10 protein-coding genes are annotated in these 18,735 nt (G+C 61.5%); 7 read left to right on the plus strand and 3 right to left on the minus strand.

Features of this window, described 5'->3' with window-relative positions:
• Positions 1 to 79 precede the first annotated feature (79 nt).
• Positions 80 to 1,615: an ATP-binding protein gene (locus Q0H50_RS01035; RefSeq protein WP_294418403.1), complete on the minus strand. Its 1,536-nt coding sequence runs from the start codon at positions 1,613 to 1,615 to the stop codon at positions 80 to 82.
• The gene (locus tag Q0H50_RS01040) at positions 1,612 to 2,337 is read right to left on the minus strand and encodes a response regulator transcription factor (protein WP_294418405.1); all 726 of its coding nucleotides are present in this window, start codon (positions 2,335 to 2,337) and stop codon (positions 1,612 to 1,614) included. The genes Q0H50_RS01035 and Q0H50_RS01040 overlap by 4 nt, the downstream gene beginning before the upstream one ends.
• 290 nt (positions 2,338 to 2,627) lie before the next feature.
• Here Q0H50_RS01040 and Q0H50_RS01045 point away from each other — a divergent pair, with 290 nt between their 5' ends.
• The 7 genes from Q0H50_RS01045 to Q0H50_RS01075 all read left to right on the plus strand — a co-directional run bounded on the left by Q0H50_RS01045 (position 2,628) and on the right by Q0H50_RS01075 (position 16,457).
• On the plus strand, positions 2,628 to 4,694 hold the full coding sequence (locus tag Q0H50_RS01045; RefSeq protein WP_294418407.1) for an SUMF1/EgtB/PvdO family nonheme iron enzyme: 2,067 nt from the start codon (positions 2,628 to 2,630) through the stop codon (positions 4,692 to 4,694).
• Between the two features lie 254 nt (positions 4,695 to 4,948).
• Positions 4,949 to 5,386: a large conductance mechanosensitive channel protein MscL gene (mscL, locus tag Q0H50_RS01050; RefSeq protein WP_294418408.1), complete on the plus strand. Its 438-nt coding sequence runs from the start codon at positions 4,949 to 4,951 to the stop codon at positions 5,384 to 5,386.
• A 204-nt stretch (positions 5,387 to 5,590) separates the two neighbouring features.
• Positions 5,591 to 7,588, plus strand: coding sequence for a toprim domain-containing protein (locus Q0H50_RS01055; RefSeq protein WP_294418409.1), 1,998 nt, complete (start codon positions 5,591 to 5,593; stop codon positions 7,586 to 7,588).
• Between the two features lie 83 nt (positions 7,589 to 7,671).
• Positions 7,672 to 9,918: a DNA gyrase subunit A gene (locus Q0H50_RS01060; RefSeq protein ID WP_294418410.1), complete on the plus strand. Its 2,247-nt coding sequence runs from the start codon at positions 7,672 to 7,674 to the stop codon at positions 9,916 to 9,918.
• Between the two features lie 379 nt (positions 9,919 to 10,297).
• Positions 10,298 to 11,659 (plus strand): ATP-binding protein, encoded by a 1,362-nt coding sequence (locus Q0H50_RS01065; RefSeq protein ID WP_294418412.1) that lies wholly within the window; start codon positions 10,298 to 10,300, stop codon positions 11,657 to 11,659.
• 239 nt (positions 11,660 to 11,898) lie between these two features.
• On the plus strand, positions 11,899 to 13,203 hold the full coding sequence (locus Q0H50_RS01070) for an exonuclease SbcCD subunit D (RefSeq protein ID WP_294418414.1): 1,305 nt from the start codon (positions 11,899 to 11,901) through the stop codon (positions 13,201 to 13,203).
• Positions 13,200 to 16,457 carry an AAA family ATPase gene (locus Q0H50_RS01075; RefSeq protein ID WP_294418416.1) on the plus strand — a complete coding sequence of 1,086 codons (3,258 nt, stop codon included), beginning with the start codon at positions 13,200 to 13,202 and terminating at the stop codon, positions 16,455 to 16,457. The genes Q0H50_RS01070 and Q0H50_RS01075 overlap by 4 nt, the downstream gene beginning before the upstream one ends.
• A gap of 171 nt (positions 16,458 to 16,628) precedes the next feature.
• Here Q0H50_RS01075 and Q0H50_RS01080 read toward each other — a convergent pair whose 3' ends face one another.
• The gene (locus tag Q0H50_RS01080; RefSeq protein ID WP_294418418.1) at positions 16,629 to 17,900 is read right to left on the minus strand and encodes an ATP-binding protein; all 1,272 of its coding nucleotides are present in this window, start codon (positions 17,898 to 17,900) and stop codon (positions 16,629 to 16,631) included.
• Between the last annotated feature and the right edge of the window lie 835 nt (positions 17,901 to 18,735).

The following is an 18,735-nucleotide window of genomic DNA, read 5'->3' on the forward strand; positions in this document are numbered from 1 at the left end:
CATTTCGGGGACGTAGCCCTAAGTGTCCGGGTTCGCGTCGGGCGCGCGGGATGCCGATTGCGGTCGCTCCGCCGAACGTTTAACCCTGCGCTTCCGAAGCGTCTTGCGCATTCGGGGCTTTTTGTAGGCGCAACGTGAGAACCGCTCCGCTTTCGGGGCGGTTCTCCGCTTGCAAGGTGCCGTGCATCTGCTCGGCGGCGGCGCGTGCGATCGCCAGGCCGATGCCGAACTGGCCACCGGCCCCCTTATAGCAGCGCTCGAAAATGTGCGGAAGATCGTCTGCCGCTATGCCGTCGCCGTCGTCGGCCACGCTGATGGCGACGAGCGCTCCTTCTTCGCGGGCGGAAACCGTGACGAAGGTGCGTCCGTAGCGGATGGCGTTGCCGATCAAGTTGTCGAGCACGCTGGCCAGCAAGCCGGCATCGCCCAATGCGGTCAGGTCCTTGTCCATGTCGGCGGAAAGCCTCAGCCCTTTCATGTCGGCGACCCCTTTTGCGCGGGCGAGGGATGCCGCTGCGGCGTCGATGACGGACAGCTGCGTCAGGGGTCTTTCAGGCTGGGCTCCTTCAATCCGTGAGAGCTCGATCAACCCGTTCACCGCCTGCTCGAGCCGTTTGCTTTCGTCCATGATGACGCGGGCGGCTTTTGCGGGCGGTTGGAACAGGCCCTGCTCGATGCCCTGAGCGTAGCCGCCGATGGACATGAGAGGGCTTCGCAGCTCGTGCGAGACGTTCTGAAAGAAACGCCGCTGCGTCTGCTCGGCGCGATCGAGCTGGACGGACATGCCGTTCATCGCTTTGCGCAGCTCTTCGAGTTCTCGCAGGGTGAACGCGGGCTCGATGGCATCGAAGTTTCCGGAACCGATGCGCTCGGCTTCCCGACATAGGCGGCGCAGCGGGCGCGTTATGGATCGCACGGCGAACCAGAGCGCGCAGAACGCCAGCGCGGCCAAGACCGACGCGACGCCCAACACGAGCACGGCGGCTTTCACCACCCAGTCGTCGATGCGCGAAGTCGGGCAGTAGGTGATGACGTATCGAATCCGCTGCGATTGAACGGGCACTTCGGATATGTTCGCTAGATAGGTTTCCCCATCGCTCCCCTTAAGCTCGACCGTCTCCCCCTGGGCGGCTTGGAGGGCGTCGCCGCCTTGGATGAAGGCGGCGAAATCATCGGCAAGGGGTTGTGCGGCTTGCCGAAGCTGGTCGTTGCGCGGGTAGACCACCTGCATTTCGCTCGCAAGGATCATCAGCCGCGCGTTCCCGCCCATCTGCGATGCGGTGACGCCGGCGGCTTCGAGAAACGACGAGACGGCATCCGCGCCGTTTTCGGGCGCGCCCCGATTCGCTCCACGTGCTCCGGGTTTTTGGCCGTCGGTGCGCGCGGGCGCATCTCCCGCGTCGTCGGGGAAGCAGCCGTCTAGCAGCGGCGATATCTGCGTTTGCAGCGCGTCGAGCTCTTGGGCTGCGGCATCGTAGGCGTATTGCTGCGCGCACGCGTGGAAAACCAGGCAGGCGAGCGGGGGCAGCAATGCCAGGGCGATAGCCGTCGGGATGACTATGCGGGTGAAGATGCGCCGCGGCCGTCGAGGCGTTACGGCGGCGCGGGCGCTCACTTTCCCTCCTGAAGCGAGATTCGGAACCCGAATCCCCAGACGGTTTCGATGCAAATAGGGCATGCGGCGTCGCAAAGCTTGCGTCGCAGGCGTTTGACCAGGTCATCTGTTGCGCGCGTATCTGCTTTCCAGTCGATCTCCCACAAGGTCCGCAAAAGCTCTTCGCGGCTGACGGCGCGATCTTGGCGTTGCACCATATAGACGAGGAAATCGAACTCCGTGGGCGTGAGCGGGAACGGCTTGCCGTCGAGCGTGGCTTGGCGGCGCTTTGGCCACAGGCGCAGCGGCCCGAACGCCAGGCAGTCCGCGGATGCCTGCGCCGCGCCTCCCTCGCCCGCATCGCCTACGGCGCCCATTTGCGCGCGCCGTAGCAGCGCGTGCACGCGAGCGACCAGCTCAAGCGGCAGGAACGGTTTCACCAGGTAGTCGTCGCCGCCAAGCGTCAAGCCCGTGACGCGATCGTAGGGGCTGTCCTTGGCCGACACGATGATGATGGGCAGCTCGGGAAATGAGCGGCGCAGCGTCGAGCAGATGCTCAACCCATCGGTTCCCGGCATCATGATGTCGATGATGGCCAGGTCGGGGAGCTTCTGCTCGCATGCTTTCCGTAGGTCGTCGCCGTTCTCGAACGCCGTGACGGCGAAGCCGTCCTGCGTGAGGAAGGCCGTTATAAGGTCGCGGATGTTCTTCTCGTCGTCCGCCAGATAGATCGTCTGCGTCATCGCCGTATCGCTTCCCTGCGCTTGCCGTTACATCGTCGTCTATCTTCATGATAGTCGGCAGGATTCGGCTTTCCCAGACAGTTGCCCCGATATTGCCGCAATTGCGCCATGGATGCGCCTTGCGGGCGCGCCTTACCATGGGCTGATGAAAGCGGGCTGCGTCGCGTCTGGTTCCCGCAGGCGACGCATCGGCTCCCATCACCGTAGCGTAGGCGACGCTAAGGGTGTAGTTTTCGCCTTCGATGCACGCTCGCTTTCTTTATCCGCATTGTCGCAGATTGGAGCCTTGTATGAGACGATCGTCCCTTATCGCGGGCGTTGCGTTGACGTCGCTGCTCGCCTTTTCCGTGTCGCCTTGCGTTGGATTGGACGCCTATGCGGCGAACTCGTTCGCGCACAGCGATTTCGTGGAGACCGAGCAGCCGGAGCTGACGCAGGAAACCAAAGACCTTATCTCGGCGTACCAGAAAGATCCGTCTGAGGAAAACTACCTGGCGCTGCGCGACATGGTCATCGCCAACTACGATGCCGTGCTCGATCGCAAGGAGCAGAAGCTGGCCGAGCTGAAGGTCGAGACCGCCGGCAAGCCGGGCGGGGACGAGACGGTGGCCGAGATGGAGGACATCGTCCAAGACATGTACGCCACCTATTGGAACCGCATCAACAGCAGCATGTTGCGTTTCACCGATTCCCGCTTGCTGAAGTGGAAAACGGCCGACGCTGCGAACTTCGATTTCATTCCCGTGATGGGCGCAGGCGAGAGCGTGTATGTGAGCCGCACTCCCGTCACCAACGCGCAATACGCCGAATATGTGCAGGCCACGGGCGCAGCAGCTCCGCAGGGCTGGGATGGCGGCGAGTATCCCGCCGGGGAGGGAGATTTCCCGGTGAACTACGTGAGCTACGATGACGCGCAGGCATATTGCGCGTGGTTGACCGGCAAGGATGGCGCGAACACGTACCGTCTGCCCAACGAAAGCGAGTGGGAGCTGGCGGCGGGCCATATGCCCAAGGACGCGGACTTCAACTGCGGCGTGACGGATGGCCGCGTTTCGGTGTACGAATACGACGGCGTGACGCGCGGCGCGCATGGGGCGGTCGACTTCTGGGGGAACGTGTGGGAGTGGACGTCGACCTCGCGAGCGAGCGAGGACGGGACGGATGTCCGTGCGGTGAAGGGCGGCGCATGGGACTCCGAGCGAACGGATTGCCGCACGGAATACCGCGGCGAAGGCCGCGACTCCTCTCAGGCATACGAGGACACAGGTTTTCGCGTGATCCAGGTGCTGGGTGGCGAAGAGCCTGCTCAGAAGGTGGAGCTTGCAACGCTTGATGCCCCGATCGTGACGGCGCGCTCGGCCGGATCCGATGGCATAGAGCTCTCGTGGCAGGCAGTGGACGGCGCGACGGCATACCAGCTTTTCGAGTATTTCGAGGATACGGGGCTGGTCCAGATGCTGGATTGCGTGCAGGGCACCTCGACGGTGATAAGCGGTCTCGAGCCGGGCAGCGAGCATAGCTACATCGTGCAGCCGATTTCCTATGTCGAGATCGCCGACGACGTTTCCGCGGAGTATCGCGTGCGCGCGACGTGCGGGATGGAAGGCGAAAGCGTGAGCGGCAACGCCGCCGATGGCTCAATCGGCGATGCGGCGGGCGATGGCGGCGCGACGCCGGATTCCGACGTCGAAGGCCCCGACTCGGACGTCTCATCGACGCTCGAGCTGGTGAGCGCCGGCGGCTTGAACTGCTGGCTGTATACGCCGGCAGACGCCGAGGGCGATATGCCGCTGGTGGTGTACCTGCATGGCGTCACCGGTAAAGGCGACGACCCGAACGCGCTTTTGACTTCGGATGATTTCGCAAGCTGGTTGTCTGAAGGCGAGTTCGGCGATGTGCGTGCCCGCATTTTGATGCCTCAGCTGCCCTCCGGCTGCAAGGACTGGACGTCGGCGCAGGACGCCGTTTTTGATGCGATTGCGCAGATCGAGGAGCGCGGCGGCGTCGATGCGGGAAACGTCAGCTTGACCGGGTTCAGCATGGGCGGAACCGGGGCGTGGTCGATCGCGGCAGCGAATCCCGATTTGTTCAGCCGCGTGGCGCCGGTTGCCGGCGGCGTTCGTGCGAAGCGCACTGCGCTTGAGGCGTTGGGCGCCATGCCCGTATGGGCGTTCGTCGGCGCGGACGACCAGGTGGTCAGCCCGCAGTCGGCGACGAGCTTCATGGATCGGCTTTCGGAGGGTAACGATCAGGCGAAGTTGACCGTGTTCGACGGGGCCGGTCATACCGACGTGCCCGCTTTGGCATATCGCGGGGAAGGGCTCGACCTGCTCGGGTGGCTCATCGCCGGCGAATAAGGAGCGTTTGAAAGGCGCCGCCCGCCAGGCGGCGCCTTGTTGCGTGCTCGCCTTCCAGGTGAATCCGGACGCCTGGTTTTGCGTTCCCGAGTCGTTGCGCTCTGTTTGCAATCGCCCTAAAACGCCTGGTCTTTGGGGAGTGGGGGACAAAATGGCGGGCCCCCGGCAATTTTGGGTCTCCTCTTTGCCGCCGACGATCGCGCGTGTAGTATGGGCGCATCGTTTATGCTGCCGATCGTTTGGAGGGGAAGCAGATGAAGAAGTTCCTGAACGAGTTCAAGGAGTTCATCAATCGCGGCAACGTGATGGATCTGGCCGTCGGCGTCATCATCGGCGGCGCGTTCACGTCCATCGTCACCGCGCTGACCACCAGCATCATCAACCCGCTCATCTCGGTGGTGGCCGGCGGCGGTGCGGACACCATCTCCGGGCTGGTCGTGCCGGGCACCGACATCGACTTCGGCGCGTTCATCAGCGCCTGCATCAACTTCCTTATCGTCGCGTTCGTGGTGTTCCTGCTGGTGAAGGCCGTGAACAAGGCGCAGAACCTGGGCGAGAAGCTCGCGGGCAAGGAAGAGGAGGCCCCCGCGGCCGTTCCCACGTGCCCGTTCTGCTTGGAAGAGGTCAAGGAAGGCGCCACGCGCTGCCCGCACTGCGCCGGCCAGTTCGACGCCCCCATCAAGGCGGAATAGCGGAATCGGGCTCAAACGGGAAACAACCGCGCGAAAAGCGTCTGGGTGACCGGGCGCTTTTTTGGTTGTCGTGCCGGTGCTTGCTTCAATCAGCGAACAGGTGTACGATGTTTTTGCCGTGATGTTGCTGCGGGGCGGGCGAACCTTGTGGTAACTTGCGGTAGACACACACCACAAGGGGAATACGAGAAGCGAAAGAACGGTATGGCAAAAAGCACGGTCAATTACGGTAACGACAGCATCCGCCAGTTGAAGGATGAGGAGCGCGTACGCCTTCGTCCGGCGGTCATTTTCGGCTCCGACGGCCTGGATGGCTGCGCTCATGCCGCGTTCGAGATCCTGTCGAACTCGGTCGACGAGGCGCGCCAGGGCTACGGCAACCTGATCACCCTCACCGCCTTCGCCGACGGCTCCATCCAGGTGGAGGACAACGGCCGCGGCTGCCCGCTGGACTGGAACCCCACCGAAAAGCGCTTCAACTGGGAGCTGGTGTTCTGCGAGCTGTACGCGGGCGGCAAATACGACAACAACCAGGGCGGCGACTACGACTTCTCGCTGGGCACCAACGGCCTGGGTTCGTGCGCCACGCAGTACGCCTCCGAGTACATGGACGTCACCGTTTGGCGTGACGGCAACAAGTACCAGCTGCACTTCAAGAAGGGCAAGGTGGTCGGCGCCAAGAAGAAGGCGCTGCAGGTCGAGCCCACCGATGAGGCGCGTACCGGCACCACCATCAAATGGCGTCCTGACCTGGAGGTCTTCACCGCCATCGACATTCCTGACGACTGGTATCGCGAAACCATGCGCCGCCAGGCGGTGGTCAACGCCAACGTCACGTTCCGCCTGCGCATCGAGGGGGAGGAAGGCGTCTTCTCCGAAGAGGAGTTCTGCTACCCCAAGGGCATCGAGGACTACGTGATGGAGAAGGTGGGCCACGACTATCTGACCGAGCCTTTCTTCATCCAGGCAGACCGCCGTGGCCGCGACCGCGACGACCTGCCCGACTACAACGTGAAGATCACCGCGTGCCTGTGCTTCTCGCGCACGTTCCAGATGCAGGAGTACTACCACAACTCGTCGTGGCTGGAAAACGGCGGCTCGCCGGAGAAGGCCGCGCGCAGCGCCCTGACCAGCGCAATCGATGCCTATATCAAGCAACAGGGCAAATATAACAAAAACGAGAGCGCCATCAAGTGGCAGGACGTTCAGGACTGCCTGGTGCTCGTGACCAACTGCTTCTCCACGCAGACGTCCTACGAGAACCAGACGAAGAAGGCCATCAACAACCGCTTCATCCAGCAGGCCATGACGGCGTTTTTCAAGGAGCGCCTGGGCACGTACCTGATCGAGAACAAAGAGTCCGCCGACAAGATCATGGAGCAGGTGCTCATCAACAAGCGCTCGCGTGAGAACGCGGAGAAGACGCGCCAGAGCATCAAGACCAACCTGCAACAGAAGACCGACATGGCCAACCGCGTGCAGAAGTTCATCGACTGCCGCTCCAAGGACAAGGGTCGCCGCGAGGTCTACATCGTAGAGGGCGACTCGGCAGCAGGCGCCATCCGCACGTCGCGCGACGCCGAGTTCCAAGGCGTCATGCCGGTGCGCGGTAAGATCCTCAACTGCTTGAAGGAAGACTATCCGCGCATCTTCAAGTCCGAGATCATCATGGACCTGCTGCGCGTGCTCGGCTGCGGCGTTGAGGTCAACGACCGCCGCATGAAGAATCTGGGCACCTTCGATCTGGACAACCTGAACTGGAGCAAGGTCATCATCTGCACCGACGCCGACGTCGACGGCTACCATATCCGCACGCTTATCCTGGCCATGCTCTATCGTCTGGTGCCCACGCTCATCCGCGAGGGGTTCGTCTACATCGCCGAATCACCGTTGTACGAGATCAATTGCAAGGAGAAGACCTACTTCGCCTACACCGATCTTGAGAAGAACAACATCCTGAAGGAAATCGACGGGCAAAAGTGCTCCATCAACCGTTCCAAGGGTCTTGGTGAGAACGATCCCGACATGATGTGGCTCACCACCATGAACCCCGAGACGCGCCGCCTGATCAAGGTGGAGCCCGAGGATGTCGAGCAAATGGAAACCATGTTCAACCTGCTGCTGGGCAACGACGACGAGGGCCGCAAGCGCCACATCGCCGAGCACGGCAGGGAATACCTCGACCAGCTTGACCTGCAATAAGGAGCCTTTCGCAAGGCTGTTGAAGATCTAAACCGGCGGGCGCGCGCAAAATGGCGCCCGCCCATTCGCATCAAGGGGAGACCGTGGCAAGAAAGACCAAAGCACAACCGAAGAAGAAGCATGTGGACAACCCCAACGTGATCGGCCTGCACTCCGAGGTTTTGGAGCAGCCTATCACGCAAACCCTCGAAGTGAACTACATGCCCTACGCCATGAGCACCAACGTGTCCCGCGCGTTCCCGGAGATCGACGGGTTCAAGCCGTCGCACCGCAAGCTTCTGTACACCATGTACAAGATGGGCCTGCTCAACGGTGCGCGCCAGAAGAGCGCCAACATCGTCGGCCAGACCATGAAGCTCAACCCCCACGGCGACTCGGCCATCTACGAGACCATGGTGCGCCTTGCCACGGGCAACGAGGCCCTGCTCACGCCCTTCGTGGAATCCAAGGGCAACTTCGGCAAGTACTACTCCGGCGACCTGAGCTACGCCGCTTCGCGTTATACCGAGGCCAAGCTTTCCCCCATCTGCGCCGAGATCTTCAAGGATATCGACAAGGATCCGGTCGACTTCATGGACAGCTACGACGGCGCCATGAAGGAGCCGCGCTTGCTGCCCACCACGTTCCCCAACATCCTGGTGTCGGCGAACAAGGGCATCGGCGTTGCCATGGCCTCCGACATCTGCGGCTTCAACCTGAACGAAGTGTGCGAAGCTACCATGCACTTCCTTGAGGACCCGGACTGCGACCTGCAAAAATACATGCCCGCGCCCGATTTCTCCACCGGCGGCGAGATCATCTACCGTCGCGAGGAGATGGACCGTATCTACAACACGGGCCTGGGCAGCTTCCAAATCCGCTCGCGTTGGCGCTACCTGCCTGACGAGCGCATCATCGAGGTGTACGAGATCCCCTACACCACGAAAACCGACATCATCATCGAGCGCATCGTCAAGCTGGCGAAAGAGGGGAAGGTGCGCGAGATAGCCGACATCCGCGACGAGACCGACCTTTCCGGCCTGCGTATCGCCATCGACCTGAAGCGCGGCGTTGACCCTGAGCTGCTCATGGCGAAGCTGTTCCGCTCCACCACTCTGCAGGATTCGTTCTCCTGCAACTTCAACGTGCTGGTGGACGGGTACCCGCGCGTCATGGGCGTGCGTCAGATCCTGCAGGAGTGGGTTGCGTGGCGCGTGGATTCCACGCGACGCCGCATGAGCTTCGACCTGGGGAAGAAAAGCGACCGGTTGCACCTGTTGCACGGCCTTGAGGCCATTTTGCTGGACATCGACAAGGCCATCGCCATCATCCGCAACACCAAGCTGGAGGCCGAGGTCGTGCCGAACCTGATGAAGGGCTTCGGCATCGACGAGGTGCAGGCCGAGTTCGTGGCCGAGTTGAAGCTGCGCAACATCAACGAGGAGTACATTCTCAACCGCACGAAGGACATCGCGAAGCTGGAAGGCGACATCGCCGAGCTGAAGGAGGTCCTGGCCAGCGAGCAGAAGATCAAGCAGGTCATCGGCGACGAGCTGGCTGCGGTGAATAAGAAGCACGTCACGCCGCGCAAAACCGGCCTGGTTGAACCGGGCGACATCGTGGAGGTTAGCCTGGAGCCCGAGGTGGAGGAATATCCCGTCACCATGATGCTCTCGCGCGACGGCTACCTGAAGAAGATGACCGAGCGCGTGCTGCGCAAGGCCACCACGCTGAAGTACAAGGACGGCGACGAGCCCTTCATCGAGTTCCCGTCGTCGAACACCCACGAGCTGCTCGTGTTCACCGACCAGCGTCAGGTGTACAAGTGCAAGGTGGCGCAGTTCGAGGACACCAAGTCGGCGCAGCTGGGATCATATCTGCCCACTGACCTGGGGATGGATCCCGACGAGAGTGTGACCTGGGTAATCGATCCCGAGGACTACAAGGCAGACGTGTTGTTCGTATTCGAGAACGGCCGCGTGGCGCGCGTGGCCCTGGCTGGCTACGTCACGAAGACCAACCGCAAGCGCTTGAAGAACGCCATCTACGGCGGTAGCAAGCTGCTGTTCGCATGCGTGCTGAAAGAGGACCGCGATCTGGCTCTGGTGTCAAGCGACCAGCGCCTGATCAACTTCAATACCTCACTGCTGAAGACCAAGACCACCAACAGCACGCAGGGCATCCAGGTGTTCACCGCGAAGAACGGCCGCATCGTGACCATGGTGGGCACGGCAGAGGAGTTCCTGGGCGGCACCGCCAGCGTGGAGAAGTTCCGCGCGGCAAGCCTGCCGTCCTCCGGCGCGCCCATGAAGGAAACGGATATGAAGAGCCTGTTCGACCTGGAAGAGTAGCAGCCGGCGAAGCAGGGCGGACGCGCCGGGTACGTTGACATGCCCGGCGCGTCGTGCATTGGGCGTGCTCGGTTGGGACCGTTGTTGTGCTGTCCGCGTGTTTGCCGACAGGATTGACTGGCGGTCGATAGTTGCCCATTGATCGCGTGTTTGTCGGTGGGGTCTATCGGAGGCTGGTGGCTATCGCCTGCGTCCGCCGATTAGCTGTCGATGATGTACAGATGCTCAAAATTGTGCATTTCGTAGGATTTTTGGCTTTAGAAATTCCGTATTTCGTCGGAATTAGGGCTGTGAAAATCCTGCATTTCGTAGATAATAGTGCAAAGTAAATCCTGCATTTCGGAGGATATCCGGTAAAATCGCCAGGTAGGTGAGCTATATGCTGAAGCGTAAAATCACGGCAAAGCTTGAAGCATGGAAAACGATTGCGCGCGAAAAGGCGCTGCTGATCGTCGGTGCGCGTCAGGTGGGCAAAAGCTTCGCCATCCGCGAATTCGGCAAGGCGAACTACGCGCGCTACATCGAGATCAACTTGTTTGAGGACAAGCGTGCTCGCGAGGCTTTAAGCGCGGCTTCCGACGCTAATGACTTCATCTCGCGCGTCACTGTGCTCTCCGGTCAGGCTATCGTTCCCGGTGACACGCTTGTGTTCATCGACGAGATTCAGGAAGCTCCCGACATTGTGACCATGGCGAAGTTCCTAGTGGAAGACGGGCGCTGCGACTGGGTGTTTTCCGGGTCCATGTTGGGAACGGAATTTAAGGGCGTGCGTTCGTATCCGGTGGGATCGGTTCACGAGCTGCCTATGTATCCGCTGGATTTCGAGGAGTTTTGCTGGGCTATCGGCGTGAGAGACAAGACGCTTGAAACGGTGCGTCGTTGCTGCCAAGACGAAATGCCGGTTGAGGAATACATTCACGAAGCGCTTATGGCGAATTTCCGCACGTACGTCGTGTCGGGCGGTATGCCGGAGGCTGTGCAGCGGCTTGTCGATTCCGATGGCGATCTCGCCTCCGTTCGGCAAGTGCTCGAGGGTCTGAACAGGCAATATCGTCGCGATATCTCGAAGTATTCCGCTGCGCGGTCGCTGCAGGTGCAAAGTATCTTCGACCAGCTTCCCGTTCAGCTGGAGGGCGAAACGCGGCGATTCGTGTTGAACTCGGTCGATCCGCAGGCGCGTTACGAGAAGTACCAGCGCGATTTCGTATGGCTGACGAATGCGGGCGTGGCGCTGAAAACCGATCTGGTGGATGAGCCGAAATCGCCGCTTCTGAAGACCGCAAACCCCATGAAGTTCAAGCTGTACCAGTCCGATACCGGCATGTTGATGGCGCGTTATCCCGTTTCGTTGGCGCAGGCGGCGTATTTGGATGAAAAGGATCCGAACCTTGGTGGCGTGTACGAGAACGTTGTGGCGCAGCAGCTGACGGCGCAGGGCCATCGGCTCTTCTATTACCAAACGCGCAAACGTGGCGAAGTCGATTTCGTTGTGGATGCGGGTAACGGCAAAGCGGTGCCCATCGAGGTGAAGTCCGGGCGCTACTATCACGCGCACGCAGCGCTCGATCATGTGTTGGAAACCGAAGGGTACAACGTTGACCTGGGCATTGTCTTGTCGCGCGGGAATGTTGAGCGTCGCGACAAGGTGCTGTACCTGCCCCTGTACGCATTGCCGTTCTTGCCGCTGTACTTGGAGGCTTGCGTTCCCAAGGGGTTCAAAATGCAGGTTCGGAAGGTATAACGGACGCTATGGTGCCGCGCCGCGGTTGCTTGCGTCGGTTGGGGCGTCACGTCGATGTCGCCCGAAAACGGCGTTGTCGAGGGTTTTCTCTTGCCGTATGGGCTCCTCCGCTTTCGCTAAGGCGGAAGCGGGGTTTGCCCGGTAGCTTGCAGTCGCGGAAAGCGGAAGGCGTTTTGTACAGGTGCTTTATCGGCGTGATGGGATGATTCGGGCGTTTTGGCTCGGGGGAAGGCGGCGGTATGAAGGTGCTGCATGTTTCCGATTTGCATATCGGGAAGCGCGTTAACGGCATGTCGATGCTGGACGATCAGCGCTATATTCTGCGACAGATACTGGATATTGCAGAAAAGCACCAGGTCAGCGTGCTGCTGATTGCCGGAGATGTGTACGACAAGGCATCGCCGAGCGCTGAGGCGGTCACCGTGTTCGACGCGTTTTTGACCGATGCGGTGGCGGCGGGTTTGCGCGTGCTGGCTATTCCCGGCAACCATGATTCCGCCGAGCGGCTCGCGTATGCGCAGGGGCTGCTGGAAAAGCAGGGCGTGTGCCTGTCTCCGGTGTATGCGGGCGAAGTCGAGCGGGTGGAGCTTGAGGACGAGCATGGGCCGGTGGAGTTCTGGCTGCTGCCGTTTTTGAAGCCCGGCGACGTGCGCAGATTCTTCCCCGATAAGGAAATCGGCGACGACTATTCGGCCGCATTGCGTGCGGTGTTGGGTTCGTGCGCTATTGACCAGGGGAAACGTAACGTTGTGCTGTCGCATCAGCTGGTTACGGCGTACGGCACGGCGCCCGATCGCGCCGAAGACGAGATCAAGCTGGGCGGCATGGACAACGTGGACGTGTCGGTGTACGACGCGTTCGACTATGTGGCGCTCGGGCACGTGCATCGCCCGCAGCGTGTAGGGCGCGATACCGTGCGCTATTCGGGTTCGCCGCTGAAGTATTCGTTTGGCGAAGCGCGCTACGGGAAAAGCGTTGCGCTGGTGGAGCTAGGGGAGAAGAAACCGGGCGATGACGTGGGGAAATGCGTGTCGTTCGAGTTGATTTCGCTGGTGCCGCTGCATGATGTGCGCGAGGTGTGCGGCACGCTGGCTGACGTTTTGGCGATGGGGGCCGCGGCGGGCCGTGTCGATGACGGGGCGGCGCCGACCGATGGCGTATGCGACGAGGTTGCGTTGGGCAACGGGTCGCGCGATGGTGCCGCGTCCGCCGCCGCGGTGCGTGATGCCTCGCAGGACTACCTGCACATCACGCTGTCCGATGAGCATCCGCAGCTGGACGCCATGGCGAAGATCCACGAGGTGTTCCCCAACGCCATGATGCTGGACTACGACAACGTGACGGTGCTGATCGACCGCCCGCAAACCCAGCTTACGGCGGACCCCGACAGCATGGATACGCTGGATCTGTTCGGCGCGTTCTACGAAAGTCAGGTGGGCAATCCGCTGGATGATGAGCAGCGCGATTTCGCGCGCAAGCTGATAGCAAAGGTTGAAGACTCGGCCGCAAAAGGCCCCGATGGGCAGGAAGAGGGTGCGAAATGAAGCCGCTGAAGCTGACCATGTCCGCGTTCGGACCGTATTCCGGCGAGACGGAAATCGACTTCCAGGCGCTCGGGCGCTCGGGCGTATACCTGGTGTGTGGCGACACGGGCGCGGGCAAAACCATGATCTTCGACGCCATCTGCTTCGCGCTGTTCGGCGAGGCCAGCGGCGACAGTCGAAATGGCGCCCGCTCTTCTGCGAGTTTGCGCAGCGATTTCGCCGACCCGGCAAGCAAAACGTTCGTTGAGCTGGAGTTCTCCTATCGCGGGCAAACCTACCGAGTAAAGCGCAATCCCGACTATGAGCGCGCTAAGAAGCGCGGCGAAGGCACCACGAAAGAGCCGGCAAACGCCGAGAACGAGTTGCCCGACGGGCGCTGCATCAGCGGCGTCCGCAAGGTGAACATGCAGGTGGAAGAGCTGCTGGGCATCGATGCGAACCAGTTCAAGCAGATCGTCATGTTGGCGCAGGGCGAATTCCGCAAACTGCTGACGGCCGACACGGCAACGCGCGAGGGCATCTTCCGTAAACTGTTCGCTACGCAAAAGTACGAGATGCTGCAAGATCGTCTGGGCGAGGAGTGCCGTAAGATCGAGCGCGAGAATGAGAAGCTGAAAAGCGAGGTTTTGCGTTGTGCGCAAACCGTCCGTTTCGCCGCGCAGGATGCGCGCGAGGAAGAGCTTGACGATCGCCGTCGCGGCGGAGCGCCTATGGGCGCGTGGCTGGTCGAGCTGCTCGAGGGGCTTTTGGCGGGCGACAAGGCGGAGTCCGAGCAGCTGAGCAAGCAGGTTGAGGAGCTGCGCCGCAAATGGGCGGATGCCAATGCGCTGGTGAAGCAGGTGGAGAACCGCCCGCGTTACGAGCAGGAACGCGCGGCGCTTGCCGAGGAAGTCGCTCAGCACGAGGCGCGCACGGAAGGTTTGCAGGCGGCGCTGCAGCAGGAATGCGCGCATGACGCCGAGCGCCTGGAGGCCACCGAGCGCGCGGCGGTGATCGAGGGGACGTTTGCGAAATACCAGGCACTGCAGCGCGCTGACCAGGGGGTCTCTGCTGCAAAGGAAGCGTTGCTGCAGGCCGAGCAGGCTTCCAAGGCGGCACAGGCTGCTGCCGGCAGGGCGGAAGAGCAGCGGGTGCAGGCGGCGCAGGCCGTGGAGAAACTTGCGGGCTCGGACGTTCGCCAGGCGCAGGCGAAGGCTGCCTTCGATGCGGCGCAGCTGCGTGTGGGCGCCGCAGACGAGGCGCTTACGGGCGCAAAGGACCTTGCGGCTAAGATTGCGACGGCGCAAAAGGCCCAAAAGCAGGTGCAAACCCTGCTGGAACAGGAAGAGTCGCTGGTTGCCGCCGAGCGCAAAGCGCAGGATGCGGTTGCGCAGGCGAAGGCGGCAAGCGAGTCGTTCGCAGGTGCGGACGTTGCGCTGAGCGAAGCGGGCGCCGCGCTCGAGCGCGCCATGCGGGCCGAGCAGGATGCTTCCCAGGCAGCGCAACGCCGCAGCGAATTGCAGCAGGCCGTGCAGGCTGCTGCGGAGCCGCACCGTCGGGCCATCGAGCAGCTTAAAGCAGCGGAGGTTGTTCACGACAAGGACCTGGCGCAGGTGCAGCAGCTGCAAAAGGCCCAGCGTGCGGGCCGTGCGGGGCTGCTTGCGGCGGATTTGCGGGACGGCTCGCCCTGCCCCGTGTGCGGCTCGGTGCATCATCCGGCGCCGGCGCAGGCGGAGGGCAACATCCCGAGCGACGATCAGATAGACAAGGCGACGGCCGTCGAGGCTGCGTCGAAGAAGGCCGTTGATCAGGCCGCACGCGAAGCCGAGGGCGCGAAGGCCCACTGCGAGGCTGCGCAGCTTGCGCTCGACGAGTTCGACAAGGCGCACGGCGGCGAGCAGAGCCTCGCGCAGGCCCTTGCGCAAGCGCGGGATGGCGTTGCGGCCGCAAAGCGCGTGAAGGCCGATGCGCAGCTGCGCTGCGACGAGGCGGCGCACGCCGCGAAGGCGCTTGCCGACGCCGAGGCGGCGCACGAGCGTTCCGTGACCGCATTGTCGCAGGTCAAGGACGCGCGCCAGGCCGCAGAACGTGATCACGCGTCGGCCGATGCCGAAGCACGCGCCCTGAAGGGGCGCCTGTCGGTCGTTTCCGTTGACGAGGCTCAGCGTGCATTCGAAAACGCGCAACATGATGCGAGCGTCGCGCAAACCGAGCTGAACAACGCCGAGCGCGCGGTTTCCGCATTCGCTGCCGCGCAGCGCGGCCAGCAAGCTGCGGAAGAAGCCGAAAAGCAGGCGGCGGAGCAGGCGTGCAAGGCCGAGGAAGCGGTGCAAAGCCAAGCGCAGGCGCAGCAGCTTGCCGAGCAGGAGGCGAAGCATCTGCGCGCCGACCTGGATTTCCCCTCGCTCGAGGTGGCGCAAACCGAGGCCACGCGGCTGCGCCAGCAGGCAGAGGCGCTCAAACGCAAGCGCGACGCGGCCCAACAGGCGGTCGAGCAGAACGCGCAGCAGCTTGCCACCAAACGCGAGCTGCTGGCGGCGAAGGACAAGCAGCTGGCCGAGCTGCCCGCCGGCGATGCCGCCGCAGCGGCGAAGGAGCGCAACGACTACGAGGAGCAGGGCAAACTGGCCAACGAGCGCCTTGGCGCCGTGAACCTGCGCGTTTCCGCGAACGGGGAATGCCTTGAGCAGCTGCGCAAAACCCTGAAACGCGCGGGCGACATCGAGGAACGCTACGGCCGGATCAAGCTGATGGCCGACGCCGCGAACGGCAACCTAACCGGGCGCGCAAAAGTCCGCTTTGAGGCGTATGTGCAGGGCATGTACTTCGACAAGGTGATCGCGGCGGCCAACCAGCGCCTGCGCGTGCTGACGGCGGGTCAGTTCGAGCTGGTGCGCTGGTCGGAGTCCACGGGCAATTCAAAGGCTGGCCTGGGGCTATACGTTATCGATAGCTTCACGGGCCGCGCCAGGGACGCGTCGTCGCTTTCGGGTGGCGAATCGTTCCAGGCGTCGTTGTGCCTGGCGCTGGGGCTTTCCGACGTCGTGCAGGCGCATGCCGGCGGCATCGAGTTCGATACCATGTTCGTGGACGAGGGCTTCGGCTCGCTCGACCAGGGCGCGCTGGGCAATGCCATCAGCCTGCTGTCCGACTTGTCGGGCGGCAACAAGCTGGTGGGCATCATCAGCCACGTGGAGGACCTGAAAGCGAACATCCCCAAGCGAATAACCGTGACCAAAACCCAATCCGGCTCCACCGCAAAAGTAGAAGCCTAAGCGCGCGGCGAACGCATCGACAAAACTTGCATCCGCTGCAAGTTTTGACTATGCCATCGACGAGACTTGCAAATCCAACAAGTTTCGTCGATGCATCCAGTTGGCATTGCCTGTGTCCGGCGCGACGAACGGCAAGCGTCAGACCTAATGGCAATGACGGCTTTCCCGTCTCTACCTGTGCAACAGGAAATCGATGATGTTCATGATCTCGATGCCGTCGATGTCCGCGGGGTAGGTTCCTTCCGCGACCACTACGATTTTGCGGTATTCGTCCCCGATGCGCTTGAGGGGCGCGAGTTCGCGCCGCATGGTTTCCTCGTCGCGCATGTCCTCGGTGACCTGAACGTACATTTTCTGGCGAGGCTTTGTGGCAACGAAATCGACTTCCCCGCCCCGCAAATGTCCTACTAGCACGTCGTAATCATCGAAGACAAGCTGGTTGTACACCATGTTCTCAAGAACGCGCCCGATGTCGGTGTTCCGGTAGCTGTCCAGGTAGCTGCGCATGCCCGCGTCCGCAATATAGTACTTGCCGCCAGTTTTCAGCAGCTCGCGTCCTTTAATGTCGTAACGCTGCACGCGGTCGAACAGATAGGCTTCGACCAGCGTAGAAATATAAAACTCCGTGGTGGCTCTGTTGGTCGATTCGCCATCCGCCTTCAAAGTGCCTGCAATTTTGTTCGGAGAGGTTTCGTTGCCGATGTTATCGGCCAAAAACGCGCAAATCCGCTCGAGCACGGAGCGATTGCTCACTGCTCGCAAACCTTTTCGCTGAGCTCGCGTCATGATGTCGCGAACGATGATCGTCTGATAGATGCTGCGCAGGTATTCGCGGTGTTTTGCCTCGTCAGGCTCTTGAAGCGCAAGGAAAGGGAAGCCGCCGAACATGCGGTATTGCTCGAACAAGCTGGAAAGGGTGGCGAAAGAACCGTTCGCGAACAGCGCTATGTCGGAGCCGGTTTTGCCGGCGGGCTGCCACGATGCACCGCGGAAATCCAGGTACTCGGCGAACGTGAGCGGCTGCATGGCGATTTCAACGTAACGGCCGGAAATAAGCGTCGCAAGCTCGCTGGACAGCAAAAAAGCGTTCGATCCGGTGACATAGATGTCGCAATCGGCGTCCACGCGCAGCGCGTTGATTGCCTTTTCCCATCCTTCGACGTTTTGCAGCTCATCGAAGAATAGATAGGTATGCGGCTGGCCTGCGATGCGGCTGACCACAAGATCGTAAAGCTCGCGATAATCGGCGATGCTTGCAAGCTCCATTGACTCCATTTTGAACGCGAGCAGGCGATTTTCCGGAACGCCTTGCGCGGCAAGGTGCTCTCGCATCATGTCAAGCAGGGTCGATTTCCCGCAACGGCGAATGCCCGTGACCACCTTCACCAGGTCGGTGTCTTGGAACGCGATAAGCTTGTCCAGGTATTTTTGCCGAATGATCATGCGGCCCACCTCCCGGTCGATTTCTTGCGCTATGGACACGATAGTCAAAACTTGCATCCGCTGCAAGTTTTGACTATGCCATCGACGAAACTTGCAATTCCAACAAGTTTCGTCGATGCGCAAGAACATCCAAGACGCGGCTTCGCTTCAAATGATGCATCGACAACGGAAGTGAAACGTAATTCACTTCCGCTAATACGCATCTAACGGAAGCGAAACGCGATTCGCTTCCGTTATTCCTTGCGTAATGGAGACGAATCGCAATTCACTTCCGCTAGTTCATGCTTCAAGAAGACAAACCTCCTATCGATTTCCTTAGTTGAAACCGCGAGGGAATCAATGCGGACGCGGTTTTGTGTCGGATGCGTTGGCTGGACGCTTAGTGCTACGTCCCCAAAATGTCTCCGCCGCTCGGCCGCTTGGGCGCCGGACGCTTCGGGGACGTAGCACTAAGCGTCAGGCGGGGTCCGGCGGGCTTCGTGAGTTGCTGAACCGAACGGATTCTGCAAGCCTCGCGAGCCAGCGAACTTGGCGGGCTTGCTAGCTTTGTGGCCCTGTGGGTCCGTCGGCCATGCCGCTCGTCGGCCTCGCGACCCGGCATATCCTCAGCGTTCGCATACCCCCTCACAACCCAGCTTCCCGCGCCCTGCTTGCGTCAATACCCGAAAGCGGGTGATTCCTTTCACCTGGTGTTTTACCGTATGATAGGCGAAACGAAGGGGGGGATCATGATCGATGAGTTGAAAGCGAACGCCCGCTGCCTGGGATGGGGATTCCTGCTTGCTTGGGTGTTTTGCGCGTTTTATTCCGGGTCCATGGACGGGCTGTCCATGGT

It is taken from the genome of uncultured Senegalimassilia sp., from assembly GCF_934632265.1.
GTDB lineage: Bacteria > Actinomycetota > Coriobacteriia > Coriobacteriales > Eggerthellaceae > Senegalimassilia.